The sequence below is a fragment of the Caulobacter sp. BE254 genome (assembly GCF_031457295.1).
Classification (GTDB): domain Bacteria; phylum Pseudomonadota; class Alphaproteobacteria; order Caulobacterales; family Caulobacteraceae; genus Caulobacter.
This window is the reverse complement of record NZ_JAVDWJ010000002.1, coordinates 373,448-389,129: the sequence shown is the minus strand read 5'-3', so window position 1 is coordinate 389,129 and position 15,682 is coordinate 373,448. Positions and strand designations below refer to the sequence as shown.

At 70.1% G+C, this 15,682-nt stretch carries 9 protein-coding genes; 6 read left to right on the top strand and 3 right to left on the bottom strand.

Going from position 1 to position 15,682, the window contains the following annotated elements:
- Positions 1-52: 52 nt before the first annotated feature.
- Positions 53-1,543, top strand: coding sequence for a chromosomal replication initiator protein DnaA (gene dnaA, locus J2X41_RS05915; RefSeq protein WP_310080423.1), 1,491 nt, complete (start codon positions 53-55; stop codon positions 1,541-1,543).
- Between the two features lie 197 nt (positions 1,544-1,740).
- Here dnaA and J2X41_RS05910 read toward each other — a convergent pair whose 3' ends face one another.
- A complete protein-coding gene (locus J2X41_RS05910; protein WP_310080421.1) occupies positions 1,741-2,358 on the bottom strand; it encodes an alpha-ketoglutarate-dependent dioxygenase AlkB in 618 nt (205 codons plus the stop codon).
- 126 nt (positions 2,359-2,484) lie between these two features.
- Between J2X41_RS05910 and J2X41_RS05905 the strand changes: the two genes are divergently transcribed.
- The 3 genes from J2X41_RS05905 to dnaJ all read left to right on the top strand — a co-directional run bounded on the left by J2X41_RS05905 (position 2,485) and on the right by dnaJ (position 8,685).
- Positions 2,485-5,112 (top strand): M1 family metallopeptidase, encoded by a 2,628-nt coding sequence (locus tag J2X41_RS05905; protein WP_310080419.1) that lies wholly within the window; start codon positions 2,485-2,487, stop codon positions 5,110-5,112.
- A gap of 386 nt (positions 5,113-5,498) precedes the next feature.
- On the top strand, positions 5,499-7,394 hold the full coding sequence (gene dnaK / locus J2X41_RS05900; RefSeq protein ID WP_310080417.1) for a molecular chaperone DnaK: 1,896 nt from the start codon (positions 5,499-5,501) through the stop codon (positions 7,392-7,394).
- Positions 7,395-7,533: 139 nt separating this feature from the next.
- A complete protein-coding gene (gene dnaJ, locus J2X41_RS05895; RefSeq protein WP_310080415.1) occupies positions 7,534-8,685 on the top strand; it encodes a molecular chaperone DnaJ in 1,152 nt (383 codons plus the stop codon).
- 21 nt (positions 8,686-8,706) lie between these two features.
- Here the strand turns inward: dnaJ and J2X41_RS05890 are convergent, their stop codons facing one another.
- Positions 8,707-9,066, bottom strand: coding sequence for a hypothetical protein (locus J2X41_RS05890; RefSeq protein ID WP_310080413.1), 360 nt, complete (start codon positions 9,064-9,066; stop codon positions 8,707-8,709).
- A 98-nt stretch (positions 9,067-9,164) separates the two neighbouring features.
- Here J2X41_RS05890 and mutS point away from each other — a divergent pair, with 98 nt between their 5' ends.
- Entirely contained in the window at positions 9,165-11,864 is a 2,700-nt protein-coding gene (mutS, locus tag J2X41_RS05885; protein WP_310080411.1) for a DNA mismatch repair protein MutS, read from the top strand.
- Between the two features lie 80 nt (positions 11,865-11,944).
- Complete coding sequence (locus J2X41_RS05880; protein ID WP_310080409.1) at positions 11,945-14,770, top strand: [protein-PII] uridylyltransferase; 2,826 nt, start codon at positions 11,945-11,947, stop codon at positions 14,768-14,770.
- Positions 14,771-14,780: 10 nt separating this feature from the next.
- On the opposite strand, the gene J2X41_RS05875 is transcribed toward J2X41_RS05880, so the two are convergent.
- Complete coding sequence (locus J2X41_RS05875) at positions 14,781-15,407, bottom strand: glutathione S-transferase family protein (protein WP_310080408.1); 627 nt, start codon at positions 15,405-15,407, stop codon at positions 14,781-14,783.
- Between the last annotated feature and the right edge of the window lie 275 nt (positions 15,408-15,682).

Genomic DNA, 15,682 nt, shown 5'->3' with positions numbered 1-15,682 from the left:
GCCATGGGGGGCGGCGATCGGGGATGACGCGACAAATACCGAGGCGGTGACGATGACGACCAAAGGCGGGGTAGTGACCCAAGAGTTCTCGGCTGCGTTCTCGACGGTTGCCTGCGAGCCCGCGGGCGTCGTCTGGAACAAGGTCTGCTTGGTGCTGAAGCGCGAGCTGGGCGATGCGGCCTTCGGCTCGTGGATCGCGCCCGCCGTCCTGCGCGAGAGCGCGGCCGGCGACGTGGTGGTGGTGACCCCGACGGGCATCGCCCGCGACTGGATCCGCCGCAGCGCCTGGCGTCGCGTCAGCGAGCTGTGGGCCGCCAACGACCCCACCGCGCGCCGGCTGGACCTCAAGTCGCGCCAGGAGTTCGAAGCCGTCCATGGCGCTTCGGGCGTCGCGTCCTCCGGCTACGAAGCCAAGGCCGAGCCGATCGAGATCGTGCTGCCGGTGTCCAGCGACGTGCCGGGACTGGCGCCCACGGCTTCGGGCCTTGGCGCCAAGGCCTCGCCCGTCCAGGGCCTGCAGGAACGCTTCACCTTCGACACCTTCGTGCCGGGTCCGGCCAACGAGTTCGCCCACGCCGTGGCGCGCCGGGTGGCCAGCTGGGCCGACGGCCACTTCAACCCGGTGCTGTTCCACGGCCCCTACGGCTTCGGCAAGACCCACCTGCTTAACGCCCTGGCCTGGGAGGCCATGCGCCAGGCCCCGACCAAGCGCGTGGTCTACCTGACCGCCGAGCGTTTCCTGTCGACCTTCGTCCGCGCGGTGATGGACCGCCAGACCGCGGCCTTCAAGGAAGAGCTGCGCGGCGCCGACCTGCTGATCATCGACGACGTGCATTTCATCGCCGGCAAGCAGTCGAGCCAGGAAGAGCTGTTCCACACCCTGACCGCCCTGGTCGAGGACGGCCGCCGGGTGGTGTTCTCCTCGGATCGGGCCCCCGCGGCCATGACCGAGATGGACGCCCGCCTGCGCTCGCACCTGTCGGCGGGCCTGGTCTGCGGCCTGGAGCCGGCCGACCGCGCCCTGCGCCTGGGCATCCTGGACCGCAAGCTGCAGGCGCTGTCGCGCCAGCATGGCTTCGAGCCGACGATGCGGACCGAGGTGCTGAACTTCCTGGCCGACCGCTTCACCGACAGCGTCCGCGAGCTGGAAGGCGCGCTCAACACCCTGTCGGCCCGGGCCGGCGAAGGCGTCTCGCGCCTGACCCTGGACGAGGTCCAGGCGATCCTGCGGCCGCACCTGCGGGCCGGCGAGAAGCGCATCACCATCGACGACATCCAGAAGGCCACGTCCGAGCACTACGGCATGAAGCAGGCCGACCTGCTCAGCGAGCGCCGCAACCGCGCCATCGCCCGTCCGCGCCAGGCGGCCATGTGGCTGGCCAAGCAGCTGACCACCCGCTCGCTGCCCGACATCGGCCGGCGCTTCGGCGGCCGCGACCACACCACCGTCCTGCACGCCGTGCGCCGCATCGAGGCCCTGCGCGCCGAGGACCCGGTCCTGAGCCAGGACCTGGAGACCATCACCCGCAAGCTGCGCGGCTGAGGCTTCCGGGGTTTCGGGGATGAACAAGGGGCCGTCCGGTGGGGCGGCCCTTTTTCGTTGATCCTCCCCCTGTGGGGGAGGTGTCGGCGAAGCCGACGGTGGGGGATTGATCGGCACGTGGCCGCAACCCGGATCGACACCCCCAAGACTCCCCCCACCGATCGCTTCGCGATCGCCTCCCCCACAGGGGGAGGACCTTAGGCGGACTCCGCCCGTCTCAGCGTGATGTTGATCCGCCCTCCCCCCGCAACCAGCCCCGACGAGCCCGGCAGGATGCGGTCCACGCCGTGGAAGGCCAGGCGCGCCGGGCCGGACAGCCGGCAGACGTCGCCGGACGACAGTTTCAGCGATCGGGTCGAGTCCTTGCGCGACGGTCCGCCGATCCGGAACACCGCCGTGTCGCCCAGCGAGATCGACAGCACCGGAAAGCGCGGATCGGCCTCGTCGCGGTCCTGGTGCAGGCCCATGCGCGCCTCGCCGCGATAGAGGTTGATCAGGGCGGAGTCCGGCGGGACCTCCGGATCGCCCAGCGCCGCCCAGAGGTCGAGCAGGACCTGGGGCATCGCCGGCCAAGGCCGTCCGCTGGCCGGATGACGGTCGGCGTAGCGATAGCCGGCCTTGTCGCTGGTCCAGCCCAGCGGACCGAAGCTGCTCATGGCCACGCTCATCGCCTTGCCGTAGGGCGTCTCGTAATGGGCGGGCGGCGCGGCCTCGAGCGCCGCCGTCGCCAGGCGCACGAGATCGGCCTGGGCCTTGGGGTCCAGCGCCCCAGGCCAGAGGTCGAAACCGGGCAGAACATTGATCGATCTGAACATTACGCAGATTTAATGGGCCAGACGCGCCGCGACCGTGTTGGTTTGCGCCGCCGGGCAGGCCGGCCGAACAAATTTTGCAATCCAAGGCCGTTCATGCGTCGACTTCTCTCCTCCGCGGCTGCCGCCGTGCTCGTTTTTGCCGCCGGATCGACCCTAGCCGCAACCGTCGCACCGGCCCGGTCGGCGGCTGCCGCCGCCACCGTCACGACCCAGCTGCCGCGCGGCGTGGTCCCGACCCACTATGATCTGGCCTTTACCCCCGACGCCGACAAGCTGAGCTTCACCGCCTCGGTGAAGATCGACATCGAGGTCGCCGCCCCGACCCGGACCATCACCCTGCAGGCCGCCGACCTGACCTTCGCTAGGGCGCAGATCGCCGGCCCAGGTGGCGCTAACGAGGGCGCGGCCAAGGTCAGCGTCGACGCCCAGGCCCAGACCGCCACCTTCACCTTCGACAAGCCGGTCGCCAAGGGCGCCCATGTCCTGGCCATCGACTACAGCGGCAAGATCTACAAGCAGGCCGCCGGCCTGTTCGCCCTGGACTACGACACCGCCCAAGGCAAGAAGCGCGCGCTCTACACCCAGTTCGAGAACTCCGACGCCCGCCGCTTCATCCCCTCGTGGGACGAGCCGTTCTTCAAGGCCACCTACGACGTCCAGGTCACCGTGCCGACCGGCCAGATGGCGGTCGGCAACATGCCCATCAGCAAGACGCAGGACCTCGGCGGCGGCAAGTCCAAGGTCACCTTCGCCACCTCGCCCAGGATGTCGACCTATCTGCTGTTTTTCGCCCTGGGCGAGTTCGACCGCGCCACCGCCAAGGTCGGCGACGTCGAGATGGGCGTGATCACCAAGAAGGGCGACCTGGCCAAGGCCGACTTCGCCCTGAAGTCCGCGGGCCCGATCCTGCAGTGGTACAACGACTATTTTGGCGCCCCCTACCCGCTGCCGAAGCTGGATCACATCGCCGCCCCCGGCCAGAGCCAGTTCTTCGGCGCCATGGAGAACTGGGGCGCGATCTTCTACTTCGAGTACTACCTGCTCGACGATCCGGCGATCTCGACCCAGGCCGACCGCCAGGCCATCTACACGGTCGTGGCGCACGAAATGGCCCACCAGTGGTTCGGCGACCTGGTGACCATGTCGTGGTGGGACGACTTGTGGCTGAACGAAGGCTTCGCCTCCTGGATGGAAAGCCGGGCCGCCGAGCGCTTCCACCCCGAATGGAACGTCCAGCTGGCCTCGGTCGCCAACCGTGAAACCGCCATGGGCCTGGACTCGCTGTCGACCGCCCATCCGGTGGTCCAGCACGTGGAGACCGTCGACCAGGCCAGCCAGGCCTTCGACGCCATCACCTACGAAAAGGGCGAGGCGGTCATCCGCATGCTCGAGGCCTATGTCGGCCCCGACGCCTGGCGCGACGGCGTGCGCGCCTACATCAAGGCCCATGCCCACGGCAGCAGCACGACAGACGACCTGTGGGTCGAGGTCGAGAAGGCGGCCGGCAAGCCGATCACCGCCATCGCCCACGACTTCACCCTGCAGCCGGGCGTGCCGCTGATCACGGTCGACGCCGGCGCCTGCGCGGCCGGCAAGACCCCCGTCACCCTGACCCAGGGCGAGTTCAGCCGCGACAAGCCGACCAAGACCCCCCTGGCCTGGCGCGTGCCGGTCTCGGCCCAGGTCGCCGGCTCCAGCACCGTCGCCAAGACCCTGGTCGAGGGCGGCAAGGGGAGCTTGAGCGTCGCGGGCTGCGGCCCGGTGGTCGTCAACGCCGGCCAGGCCGGCTATTTCCGCACCCTCTACACGCCCAAGGCCTTCGCCGGCGTCTCGGCCAGCTTCGCCAAGCTGCCGGCCATCGACCAGTTGGGCGTGATCTCCGACGCCTGGGCCCTGGGCCTGAACGGCCAGCAGCCCGTCACCGACGCCCTGGACCTGGTCATGGCCACGCCGGCCGACGCCGATCCCCAGGTGTGGGGCAAGGTCGCCTCGATCCTGACCAACATCGACGGCATGTACGACGGCGCGCCGGCCGAACGGGCGGCCTTCCGCAAGCTGGCCGTGGCCCGCCTGTCGCCGGTGTTCCAGCAGGTCGGCTGGACCGCCAAGGCCGGCGAGCCGGGTCCGGTCGCCACCCTGCGCGCCACCCTGATCACCTCGCTCGGCACGCTGGGCGACGCCGCCGTGATCGCCGAGGCCAAGCGCCGCTACGCCGCCGACAAGACCGACCCGACCGCCGTCCCCGGCCCGCTGCGCAAGCCCATCCTGGCCGTGGTCGGCCGCAACGCCGACGCGGCCGCCTGGGACGCCCTGCGCGCCCAGGCCCAGGCCGAGAAGACGCCGCTGATCCGCGACCAGCTCTACACCCAGCTGGCCTCGGCGGCGGATCCGGCCCTGGCGGCCAAGGCCCTGGCCCTGGCCCTGACCGACGAGCCCAGCGAGACCCTGTCGGCCAACATGATCTCGACCGTGGACAAGCTGCACCCGGACATGGCGTTCGACTTTGCCGTCGCCCACAAGGACGCGGTGAACGGCAAGGTCGACGCGGCGTCGCGCACCAAGTTCATCCCGAGCCTGGCCAAGGCCTCGGCCGACCCGGCGATGGTCGGCAAGGTCACCGCCTACGCCGCCGCCAACCTGCCGGCCGGCTCGCGCGGCGAGGCCGGCAAGTCGGTGGCCTCGATCACCGACCGCATCAAGACCCGCAAGGCCGCTCTGCCGCAGATCACCGCCTGGACGGCGAAAAAAGGCTGAGGCGGGCTCGCTCGCCCCGCCTGACGAGCCGATTCAGCGAACGCGAGGTGAGGCTTTCGGGCCGCGCTCGCGACCTATCTGACGGAAGGGCCGCGCTTTTTCGGGCGCGGCCTATTTCGTCGCAGGTCACGATTCCCCTTCATTCCTTGCGGGATTGGGCTTGCAGGCTGGCGCCTATCCCCCATATCGGGCATCGAAGCGGGGTTGACGGGCTCGTCAACTTCGATTGAACGAACGCTTGCCGTCCAGAACTCGTTTTTTGGGCGGCGAGGATTTGGATCAACCGTTAGAACGCGACCAGACGGGGACGGCTCGAGAAAAACCGGGGCGCTTGCCTTAAGGCCCTTGTCACCGCCGTCCGCCATTCAGGAGCTGCAGGTCTCAACATGAGCAAGATTATCGGTATCGACCTTGGCACCACGAACTCGTGCGTGGCCATCATGGACGGTAAGACCCCGAAGGTGATCGAGAACGCCGAAGGCGCTCGCACCACCCCTTCGGTCGTCGCCTTCCTTGAGGACGGCGAGCGCCTCGTCGGCCAGCCCGCCAAGCGCCAGGCCGTCACCAACCCGACCAACACCCTTTTCGCGATCAAGCGCCTGATCGGCCGCAACGCCTCCGACCCGGTGGTCGAGAAGGACAAGGCCATGGTGCCCTACGAGATCGTCAAGGGCCCGACCGGCGACGCCTGGGTCAAGGCGCACGGCAAGGACTACAGCCCGCAGGAAGTCTCGGCCTTCATCCTGCAGAAGATGAAGGAAGCGGCCGAGACCCATCTGGGCGAACCGGTGACCAAGGCGGTCATCACCGTTCCGGCCTATTTCAACGACGCCCAGCGTCAGGCCACCAAGGACGCCGGCAAGATCGCCGGCCTGGAAGTCCTGCGCATCATCAACGAGCCGACCGCGGCCGCCCTGGCCTATGGCCTCGAGAAGAACGACGGCAAGAAGATCGCCGTCTACGACCTCGGCGGCGGCACCTTCGACGTCTCGATCCTGGAGATCGGCGACGGCGTCTTCGAGGTGAAGTCGACCAACGGCGACACCTTCCTGGGCGGCGAGGACTTCGACCTGCGGATCGTCGACTACCTGGCCGACGAGTTCAAGAAGGAGCAGGGCGTCGACCTGCGCAAGGACAAGCTGGCCCTGCAGCGCCTGCGCGAAGAGGCCGAGAAGGCCAAGAAGGAGCTGTCGAGCACCGCGCAATACGAGGTGAACCTGCCCTTCATCTCGATGAACGCCTCGGGCCCGCTGCACCTGAACATCAAGCTGTCGCGCTCCAAGCTCGAAGCCCTGGTCGAAGACCTGATCGCCCGCACCATCGGTCCGTGCGAGCAGGCCTTGAAGGACGCCGGCCTGAAGAAGAGCGACATCGACGAAGTGATCCTGGTCGGCGGCATGAGCCGCATGCCCAAGGTCCAGCAGGCGGTGCAGGACTTCTTCGGCCGCGAGCCGCACAAGGGCGTCAACCCGGACGAAGTCGTGGCGCTGGGCGCCGCCGTGCAGGCCGGCGTTCTGCAAGGCGACGTCAAGGACGTGCTGCTGCTGGACGTCACCCCGCTGACCCTCGGCATCGAGACCCTGGGCGGGGTGTTCACCCCGCTGATCGAGCGCAACACCACCATCCCGACCAAGCGCTCGCAGACCTTCTCGACCGCCGACGACAACCAGTCGGCCGTGACGATCCGCGCCTTCCAGGGCGAGCGTCCGATGGCCGTCGACAACAAGTTCCTGGGTCAGTTCGACCTGCAGGGCATTCCGCCGGCGCCGCGCGGCGTGCCGCAGATCGAGGTCACCTTCGACATCGACGCCAACGGCATCGTCAATGTCCACGCCAAGGACAAGGCGACCAACAAGGAGCACTCGATCCGCATCCAGGCCAATGGCGGCCTGTCGGATGCGGACATCGAGCGCATGGTCAAGGAAGCCGAGGCCAACAAGGCTTCGGACGAGAAGAAGAAGGCGCTGGTCGAGGCCAAGAACCAGGGCGAGGCCATCGTGCACTCGACCGAGAAGGCCCTGGCCGAGCACGGCGACAAGGTCGGCGCGCCCGAGAAGACCGCGATCGAGACCGGCCTGACCGAGCTGAAGTCGGCCCTGGAAGGCGAGGACGTCGAGGCCATCCAGGCCAAGACCCAGGCCCTGATCCAGGCGTCGATGAAGCTGGGCGAAGCGATGTACAGCGCCCAGCAGGGCGCTGAAGGCGGCGAGGAAGCCGCCGCCGATGACGGCGTCGTCGACGCCGAATTCGAAGAAGTCGACGACTCCAAGCCGTCGGCGTGACCATGGGTCGCGGGGCGAAACGCCTAACCGCTGTTTCGCCCGCCCTATGTTTCGGGAACAAGGCTCCTGCCCGCCGCTTGCGGCCGGGCGGGGGCGCTCCCACCTCCTATTCCAACATGGCTAGTGATCGACCCTGACGATGCGCGACTATTACGAAGTCCTGGGCGTGGCCCGTGGCTGCGATGACGCCGCCCTCAAGGCCGCCTTCCGCAAGATGGCGATGGAGCACCATCCCGACCGCAATGGCGGTTGCGAGAACGCCTCCTCGCGGTTCAAGGAAATCAACGAAGCCTATTCGGTGCTGTCGGACGCTCAGAAGCGCGCCGCCTACGATCGCTTCGGCCACGCCGGGGTGAACGGCTCGCAGGGCGGGCCGGGCGGCTTTGGCGGGGCTGACGCCGGCGACATCTTCAACGACGTGTTCGGCGACGTGTTCGGCGAGATGTTCGGCGGCGGCCGTCGCCAGTCGAACGGCCCCCAGCGCGGCCAGGACCTGCGCTACGACCTGGAGATCTCCCTCGAGCAGGCCTATGCGGGCGCCGAGGTCGAGATCAAGGTTCCCGCCGCCATCACCTGCGAGGTCTGCGACGGCTCGGGCGCCAAGCCCGGCACCAGCCCGACCGTCTGCGGCTCGTGCGGCGGCGCCGGCCGCGTGCGGGCCACCCAGGGCTTCTTCGCGGTCGAGCGCGCCTGCCCTCGCTGCGGCGGTTCGGGCCGGCTGGTGCTGGACCCCTGCCAGAACTGCCACGGCCACGGCCAGGTGCGCCGCGAGCGCGTGCTGTCGGTGCGCATCCCGGCCGGCGTCGACGACGGCGCCCGGATCCGCCTGGCGGGCGAAGGCGACGCGGGCGTGCGCGGCGGCCCGCGCGGCGACCTCTACCTGTTCCTGTCGGTGATCCCGCACGAACTGTTCGAGCGCGACGGCCTGGACCTGCTGTGCACCGTGCCGGTGCCGATGACCGTGGCCGCCCTGGGCGGCGACATCGAGGCCCCCTGCCTGCTCGGCGGCGAGAACTGCGACGGCTCCAGCCGCATGACCGTCAAGGTCCCGGAAGGCGCCCAGACCGGCAAGACCGTCCGCCTCAAGGGCAAGGGCATGCCGTCCCTGCGCAGCCGCCAGCGCGGCGACCTGGTGGTCGAGCTGTTCGTCGAGACCCCGACCCACCTGTCGGCCCGGCAAAAGGAGCTCCTGCAGGAGCTGGCCGGCCTGTGCAGCGAGAAACAGAACCCCAAGTCCGCCAACTTCGTCGGCAAGGCCAAGCGGTTCTGGGAAGAAGTGACGGGCAGCTAGGGGCGGCGCTTCTGGTCGGGCTTAAGCTCTTCCGTTAGGCGAAGCATTTCCTCGACGTGCTCGATATCCGCCGCACGCGCCTCGGCCGTGCGACGCCCCGTATCGAATGCCTCGAATCGCTCGTGTGCGATCCGCTTGGCGGCGTCGTGGGCGACCCGTGCCGTCGGCGGCAGTTGTCAAGGATTCCTTGACAACTGAAGTCTCCGCCAGCTCCCGCTCAGCCAGCAGGTTCCGCAGGTGCAGCGAAACGTTCTGTTTTGTCGTATCGAACAGCTCGGCGATTTGCGCCTGGGTCAGCCAAACGGTGCCATCCGCCGCTCTAAGCTGGACCCGCGCGAGGCCATCTTCGGTGTTGTAGAGAACGATCTCGCCGTCGCTCATGCCGCCCCTCGAATCCGACGCAGAAAAGCATCGGCACAAATCATGAACATGCTACATCGCACTTCTGCGATTCAGCGGCAAACGTTAAGTCTTTCGGGATGAACGCCCCCGCCTCCCCTACCGTCCAGACCTATGACGCCACCGGCGCGACGCCGGTGATGCAGCAGTTCTTCGAGATGAAGGCGCGGCAGCCCGACGCCCTGATCTTCTTCCGGATGGGCGACTTCTACGAGCTGTTCTTCGACGACGCCTACAAGGCCGCCGCCGCCCTAGGCATCAGCCAGACCTTCCGGGGAACCCACAACGGCCAGCCGATCCCGATGGCCGGCGTGCCGCAGCACGCGGCCGAGGCCTATCTGTCCAAGCTGATCCGCATGGGCTTCAAGGTCGCCGTCTGCGAGCAGATGGAAGACCCGGCCGAGGCCAAGAAGCGCGGCTCCAAGTCGGTGGTCCGCCGCGACATCGTCCGGGTGGTCACCCCCGGCACCCTGACCGAGGACGGCCTGCTGGACGCCCGGGGCGCCAATCGGCTCGCAGCCGTCGCGGTGCGGGCCGGCCAGGCGGCGGTGGCGGCGGTCGAGCTGTCGACCGGCGAGGTCGAGTGCTTCCTGGTCGCCAAGGACGCCGTGGCCGCGATCCTGGCGGCCCTGGCCCCGTCCGAGACCCTGGTCGCCGACCGCCTGCTGTCGGACGAGCACCTGTCCCAGACCCTGAAGATCTGCGGCGGTCTGATCCAGCCCATGCCCTCGGCCCTGTCCGAGCCCCAGGCCTCGGAGACCCGGGTCAAGCGGCTGTACGGCGTCGACACCCTGGACGGCTTCGGCGGCCTGTCGTCGGCCGAGATCGGGGCCCTGGGCCTGATCGCCGCCCACCTGGAAATGACCCAGGCCGGCAAGCTGCCGGCCTTGCGCGCCCCGCGCCGCGCGGCCGAGGCCGACGTGATGGCCATCGACCCGGCCACCCGCTCCAGCCTGGAGATCGACCGCACCCAAAATGGTGATCGAAACGGCTCGCTGCTGGCCTGCATCGACCGCACGGTGACCGCCGGCGGGGCCCGCCTGCTGGCCTCGCGCCTGGCCCGGCCGCTGCTCGACCCGGCGGCCATCGACGCCCGGCTGGACGCGGTGGAATGGTTCGTCGACCACCGGACGCTGCGCGAGCGCCTGCGCGAGGTGCTGAAGGGGGCCGGCGACATGGCCCGCGCCCTGTCCCGCCTGGCCCTCGGGCGCGGCGGCCCGCGCGACCTGGGCTGCCTGAAGGATGGCCTGAAGACCGGCGAGAAGCTGGCCGGCATGGTCGGCGGCACCAGCGATCCCTTGTCGCCGCCGCCGGCCGAGCTGGAAGCGGCGCTGAAGGCCCTGACCCCGTCGCTGCAGGTCGGCCTGTCGCGCCTGCTGGACGCCCTGGAAGTGGGCCTGGGCCCCGACCTGCCGGCCCTGGCCCGCGACGGCGGCTTCGTGGCGCCGGGCGTCCGGCCCGAGCTGGACCAGGCCCGCGCCCTGCGCGACGACAGCCGCCGGGTGGTGGCCGCGCTGGAAACCCGCCTGTGCCAGGAAAGCGGCGTGCCGCTGAAGATCCGTCACAACGGCGTGCTGGGCTATTTCGTCGAGGCCACGGCCGGCAAGGCCGACCCGCTGTTCCAGCCGCCGCTGAACGCCACGTTCATCCACCGCCAGACCCTGGCCAACCAGGTGCGGTTCACCACCGTCGAGCTGGCCGACCTCGACGCCCGCATCGCCCAGGCGGCCGAGCGGGCCCTGGCCATGGAGGTCGCGGCCTTCGAGGACTGGCGCGCCGAGGCCGTGGCCCAGGCCGAGCCGATCCAGCTGGCCGCCGAGGCCCTGGCCCGGCTGGACGTCGCCGCCGCCCTGGCCGAGTGGGCCGAGGACGCCGGCGCGGTGCGCCCGACCGTCGACAGGTCCCTGGCCTTCGACGCCCGCGCCGCCCGCCACCCGGTGGTCGAGGCCGCGGTCAAGCGGGCCGGCGACCCCTACACCCCCAACGACTGCCGCCTGGACGCGGCCGGCGAGGCGGGCGCGCGGCTGTCGATCGTCACCGGGCCGAACATGGCCGGCAAGTCGACCTTCCTGCGTCAGAACGCCCTGCTGGCCATCCTGGCCCAGTCCGGCTGCTACGTGCCGGCCAAGTCGCTGCGCCTGGGCGTCGTCGACCGGCTGTTCAGCCGCGTCGGGGCCGGCGACGACCTGGCCCGCGGCCGCTCGACCTTCATGATGGAGATGGTCGAGACCGCCGCCATCCTCACCCAGGCCAGCCCGCGCAGCCTGGTGATCCTGGACGAGATCGGCCGGGGCACGGCCACCTATGACGGCCTGGCCATCGCCTGGGCCTGCGCCGAGGCCCTGCACGACGTCAACCGCTGCCGGGCGCTGTTCGCCACCCACTATCACGAGCTGGCCACGCTGGAGACGCGGATGGCCCATGTCTCCAACCTGTCCCTACGGGCCAAGGAGTGGAACGGCGACCTGGTCTTCCTGCACGAGGCCGCCGCCGGTCCCGCCGACCGTTCCTACGGCGTCCAGGTGGCCAAGCTGGCGGGCGTGCCGCCCCAGGTCGTGGCGCGCGCCAAGGCGGTGCTGGACCGGCTGGAGTCCAAGACCGAATCGCCGGCCAGGCTGGACGAGCTGCCGCTGTTCGCCGCCTCGGCGCCCGTCGCGGCGCCCGCCCAGGCGGCGCCCAGCCGCACCGACGCGGCCCTGGCCGACCTGGACGTCGACGGCATGAGCCCGCGCGAGGCCCTGGACGCGCTCTATCGTCTTAAGGCTCTGCTCAAGACCTGACATCGTATAGTGAAGGCGGCGGCGCGGCGGACCGGCTTGACGGGTTCGACGCGCACGCCCGGGAACCCCATATAGCCGCCATGCCCCGTCGCCTTCGCCCTACCCCGCTGGAACATGTCGTCGACGGCCACGCCCTGCGCGCCCGGCTGTCGGCCGCCGCCCTGGACCTGATCGGCGACGAGGCCGGCCAGCGGTCCCGGGCCATCGAGATCCTGAAGCAGGCGCTGTTTCGCGGCCGGATGATCGCCAAGGAGCGGCTGGAGAACGGGGCCGGCGGCCTGGAGACGGCCCGCCTGCTCAGCGGCGTCACCGACGAGGTGATCACCGCCCTCTACGACTTCACGACCGTCCACGTGTTCCGGGCCCGCAACCCGACCGAGGGCGAGCGGCTGTGCCTGCTGGCCGTCGGCGGCTACGGCCGGCGCACCCTGGCGCCCTTCAGCGACATCGACCTGTTGTTCCTGCGCCCCTACAAGCAGACGCCGCACGCCGAGAGCGTGATCGAGTACATGCTGTATGCCCTATGGGACCTGGGCTTCAAGGTCGGCCACGCCTCGCGGACCATCGAGGAGTGCGTGCGGCTTTCCAAGGAAGACTACACGATCCGCACCTCGATCCTGGAGGCCCGCCGGCTGACCGGCGACGAACGCCTGGGCGAGGAGCTGAAGAAGCGCTTCCGCGACGACGTCATGAAGGGCACCGGCGCGGCCTTCGTCTCGGCCAAGCTGAAGGAGCGCGACGACCGCCAGGCCCGGGCCGGCGCCAGCCGCTACATGGTCGAGCCCAACGTCAAGGAGGGCAAGGGCGGCCTGCGCGACCTGCACACCCTGATGTGGATCGCCGAATACCTGCACCCGGTCGACCGGCCCGAGGACGTGTTCCTGCTGGAGGTGTTCGACCGCCGCGAGGCCAAGGGCTTCATCCGGGCCTTCGATTTCCTGCATGCGGTGCGCGCCCACCTGCACTTCGCCACCGGCCGGCCCGAGGAGCGCCTGACCTTCGACCTGCAGCCCGAGATCGCCCGCCGCATGGGCTATGGCGACCGCGGCGACGCCCCGGCCGTCGAGCGCTTCATGCGCCGCTACTTCCTGGTGGCCAAGGAGGTCGGGGCCCTGACCCGCGCCTTCTCGGCCAAGCTGGAGGCCGAGCACTTCAAGCACGAGCCCAAGGGCATCTCCCGCTTCCTGCCCGGCGGCGGCCGGCCCAAGCGCAAGGCCCTGGACGTGGCCGGCTTCTACGAGGACGGCGGGCGGCTGAACATCGACGGCCCGCAGGTGTTCGAGGCCGACCCGGTCAACCTGATCCGCCTGTTCAAGACCGCCGACGACCGCGACCTGGACCTGCATCCCGACGCCTTCACGGCCGTGACCCGCAACCTGAACCTGATCACCTCGAAGGTCCGCCGCGACCCGCAGGCGACCCGGGCGTTCCTGGACCTGCTGGCCCGGGGCAAGCGGTCCTACCGCACCTTGACCTTGATGAACGACGCCGGCGTGCTGGGGCGGTTCATCCCGGAATTCGGCCGCATCGTCGCCCAGATGCAGTTCAACATGTACCACTCCTACACGGTGGACGAGCACACCCTGCGGGCCGTGGGCCTGATCGGCGACATGGCCGCCGGCCGCCTGGTCGACGACCATCCGCTGGCCGTCTCGATCCTGCCGCTGATCGAGGACCGCGAGGCCCTGTTCCTGGCCATGCTGCTGCACGACACCGGCAAGGGCGGGGTGGGCGGCCAGGAGAAGGCCGGGGCCCGCAGCGCCCGCAGCGCCTGCGAGCGCCTGGGCGTGGAGCGCGCCAAGGTCGAGCTGGTGGCCTGGCTGGTCGAGAACCACCTGGTGATGAGCGACTTCGCCCAGAAGCGCGACGTGGCCGACCCCAGCACGGTCGCCGCCTTCGCCCGCATCGTCGAGAACCCCGAGCGCCTGCGCCTGCTGCTGGTGATCACCGTCGCCGACATCCGCGCCGTCGGCCCGGGCGTCTGGAACGGCTGGAAGGGCCAGCTGCTGCGCGAGCTCTACAACGCCACCGAGGCGGTGTTCCGGGGCGGGCGCGGCAGCGACGCCGCCGCCAACGTCCAGCGCCACCAGGAGGCCGCCGCCGAGGCGGCGCGCGAGGCCCTGGTCCAGGCCGACCCAGCCGCCAAGGGCTGGGCCCAGGCCATGGAGGCGGCCTATTTCGGGGCGTTCTCGCTGGACGACCTGAAGGCCCACGCCGAGCTGGCCCGCCGCGCGGCGATCCAGGGCGGGGCCGCCGCCGAGGGCCGGGTCCCGGCCGGCGCCAACGCCGCCGAGATCGTGGTCGCCGCCAAGGACCGCCGTGGCCTGTTCGCCGACCTGGCCCTGGCCATCTCGTCCTTGGGCGGCAACGTCGTGGGGGCCCGGGTCTTCACCTCGCGCCAGGGCCAGGCCCTGGACGTGTTCCATGTGCAGGACGTGACGGGCGCGGCCCTGGGCTGTGAGAACCCCCGCGCCCTGCGCCGCCTGGCCGACGCCCTGGAGGCGGCCGGCCGCGGCGAGCCCCTGGCCGTCGAGCCCCGCCGCGGCGCGGAGCTGTCGCGCACCGCCGCCTTCTCGATCGCCCCGACCGTTGTGGTCGACAACGAGGCCTCCAACGAGGCCACGGTGGTCGAGGCCTCGGGCCGCGACCGTCCCGGCCTGCTGCAGGCCCTGGCCCGCACCCTGGCCGACAACGGCCTGTCCATCCAGTCGGCCCACATCGACGGCTACGGCGAGCGGGCGGTCGACGCCTTCTATGTCCAGACCTCGGAGGGCGGGAAGGTCGAGGAGGCGCGGAAGATCGCGGCGCTAAAGGCGGACCTGCTGGCGGCCCTGGAGCAGAACGAGGCGGGGGCGCCGAACACGCGTCCGGGTCTGAAGCGGGCGCGGGCCAGCGTGGCGCGGTAGGAGACGGGGATCAGGTGTTCACCCCTTCGTGCGAACGCTCCATGGCGCGCTTGTAGGCGTCGCGACCGGTGGTGCGGGCGAGGTAGGCCTGTTCGGCGTCGCCAAGAGAGATCCCGCAGTTCCGTTGGCCCAGGTTCAGGGCGTAGGTCACCGAGATGTCGGCGGCCGTGAAAGCCTCGCCCGCGAGGTAGGGCGAGCCGGCAAGTCGTTGGCTGACCAGCTTCAGCCGCTTCTGAAACGACCGCAGACACCAGGTCGCGCCCCAGTTCTCCCGCTCGGCGTCGGGCGCGATGAAGCGGCTGACGACGACGGGCATCATCAGGGTCGCGAGGCCGGCTTCGCCCAGGTGCAGGAATTGCTGGTAGGCGGGGAAGGTCGGATCCTGTGGCGCGGGCGCCAGCGGCGTCGGCCCGTAGCGGGCCATCAGGTACTCCATGATCGCGATCGACTCGACCATGACGACGTCGCCGTCCTGGATCGCCGGGATGTAGTCGGCGGGATTGACCGCCAGGAACGCGGGGTCCTGCTCGGCGGCCAGCATGTCCACCTGCCGCACGCGGTAGGGAAGGCCCATCTCCTCCAGCACCCAGACGACCCGGATCGATCGCGAGGTCTGTCCGCCCCAAACGGTGATCATGCGCCAGCCCTTTCCCGGTGTGACTGAGGATCGGCCGTAGCGGACCTCATATGGCCGTGGCGTTCAAGGTCTACCCGAAGCTCAGCTTCAGCGAGGCCCTCTCACTCTTCGGACTCTCGCAATGTCCGCCTTGCTCAAGCCCCCATCCGCCCCGGATGGGGCCGGGCGAGTGGGGACGGTTGACGATCGCGGCCGGGGACGCGCTCTCACGGCAAGACGCCGGCCAAATTGCGGGGCGCTGGCTGTGAGTGCGTGTCCCCTACAGACCCGCTGAG

Coding starts and splice junctions, on each gene's coding strand:
- dnaA (WP_310080423.1), top strand. CDS start 53: ATGACGACCAAAGGCGGGGTAGTGACCCAAGAGTTCTCGGCTGCGTTC.
- J2X41_RS05910 (WP_310080421.1), bottom strand. CDS start 2,358: ATGTTCAGATCGATCAATGTTCTGCCCGGTTTCGACCTCTGGCCTGGG.
- dnaK (WP_310080417.1), top strand. CDS start 5,499: ATGAGCAAGATTATCGGTATCGACCTTGGCACCACGAACTCGTGCGTG.
- dnaJ (WP_310080415.1), top strand. CDS start 7,534: ATGCGCGACTATTACGAAGTCCTGGGCGTGGCCCGTGGCTGCGATGAC.
- J2X41_RS05890 (WP_310080413.1), bottom strand. CDS start 9,066: ATGAGCGACGGCGAGATCGTTCTCTACAACACCGAAGATGGCCTCGCG.
- mutS (WP_310080411.1), top strand. CDS start 9,165: ATGAACGCCCCCGCCTCCCCTACCGTCCAGACCTATGACGCCACCGGC.
- J2X41_RS05880 (WP_310080409.1), top strand. CDS start 11,945: ATGCCCCGTCGCCTTCGCCCTACCCCGCTGGAACATGTCGTCGACGGC.
- J2X41_RS05875 (WP_310080408.1), bottom strand. CDS start 15,407: ATGATCACCGTTTGGGGCGGACAGACCTCGCGATCGATCCGGGTCGTC.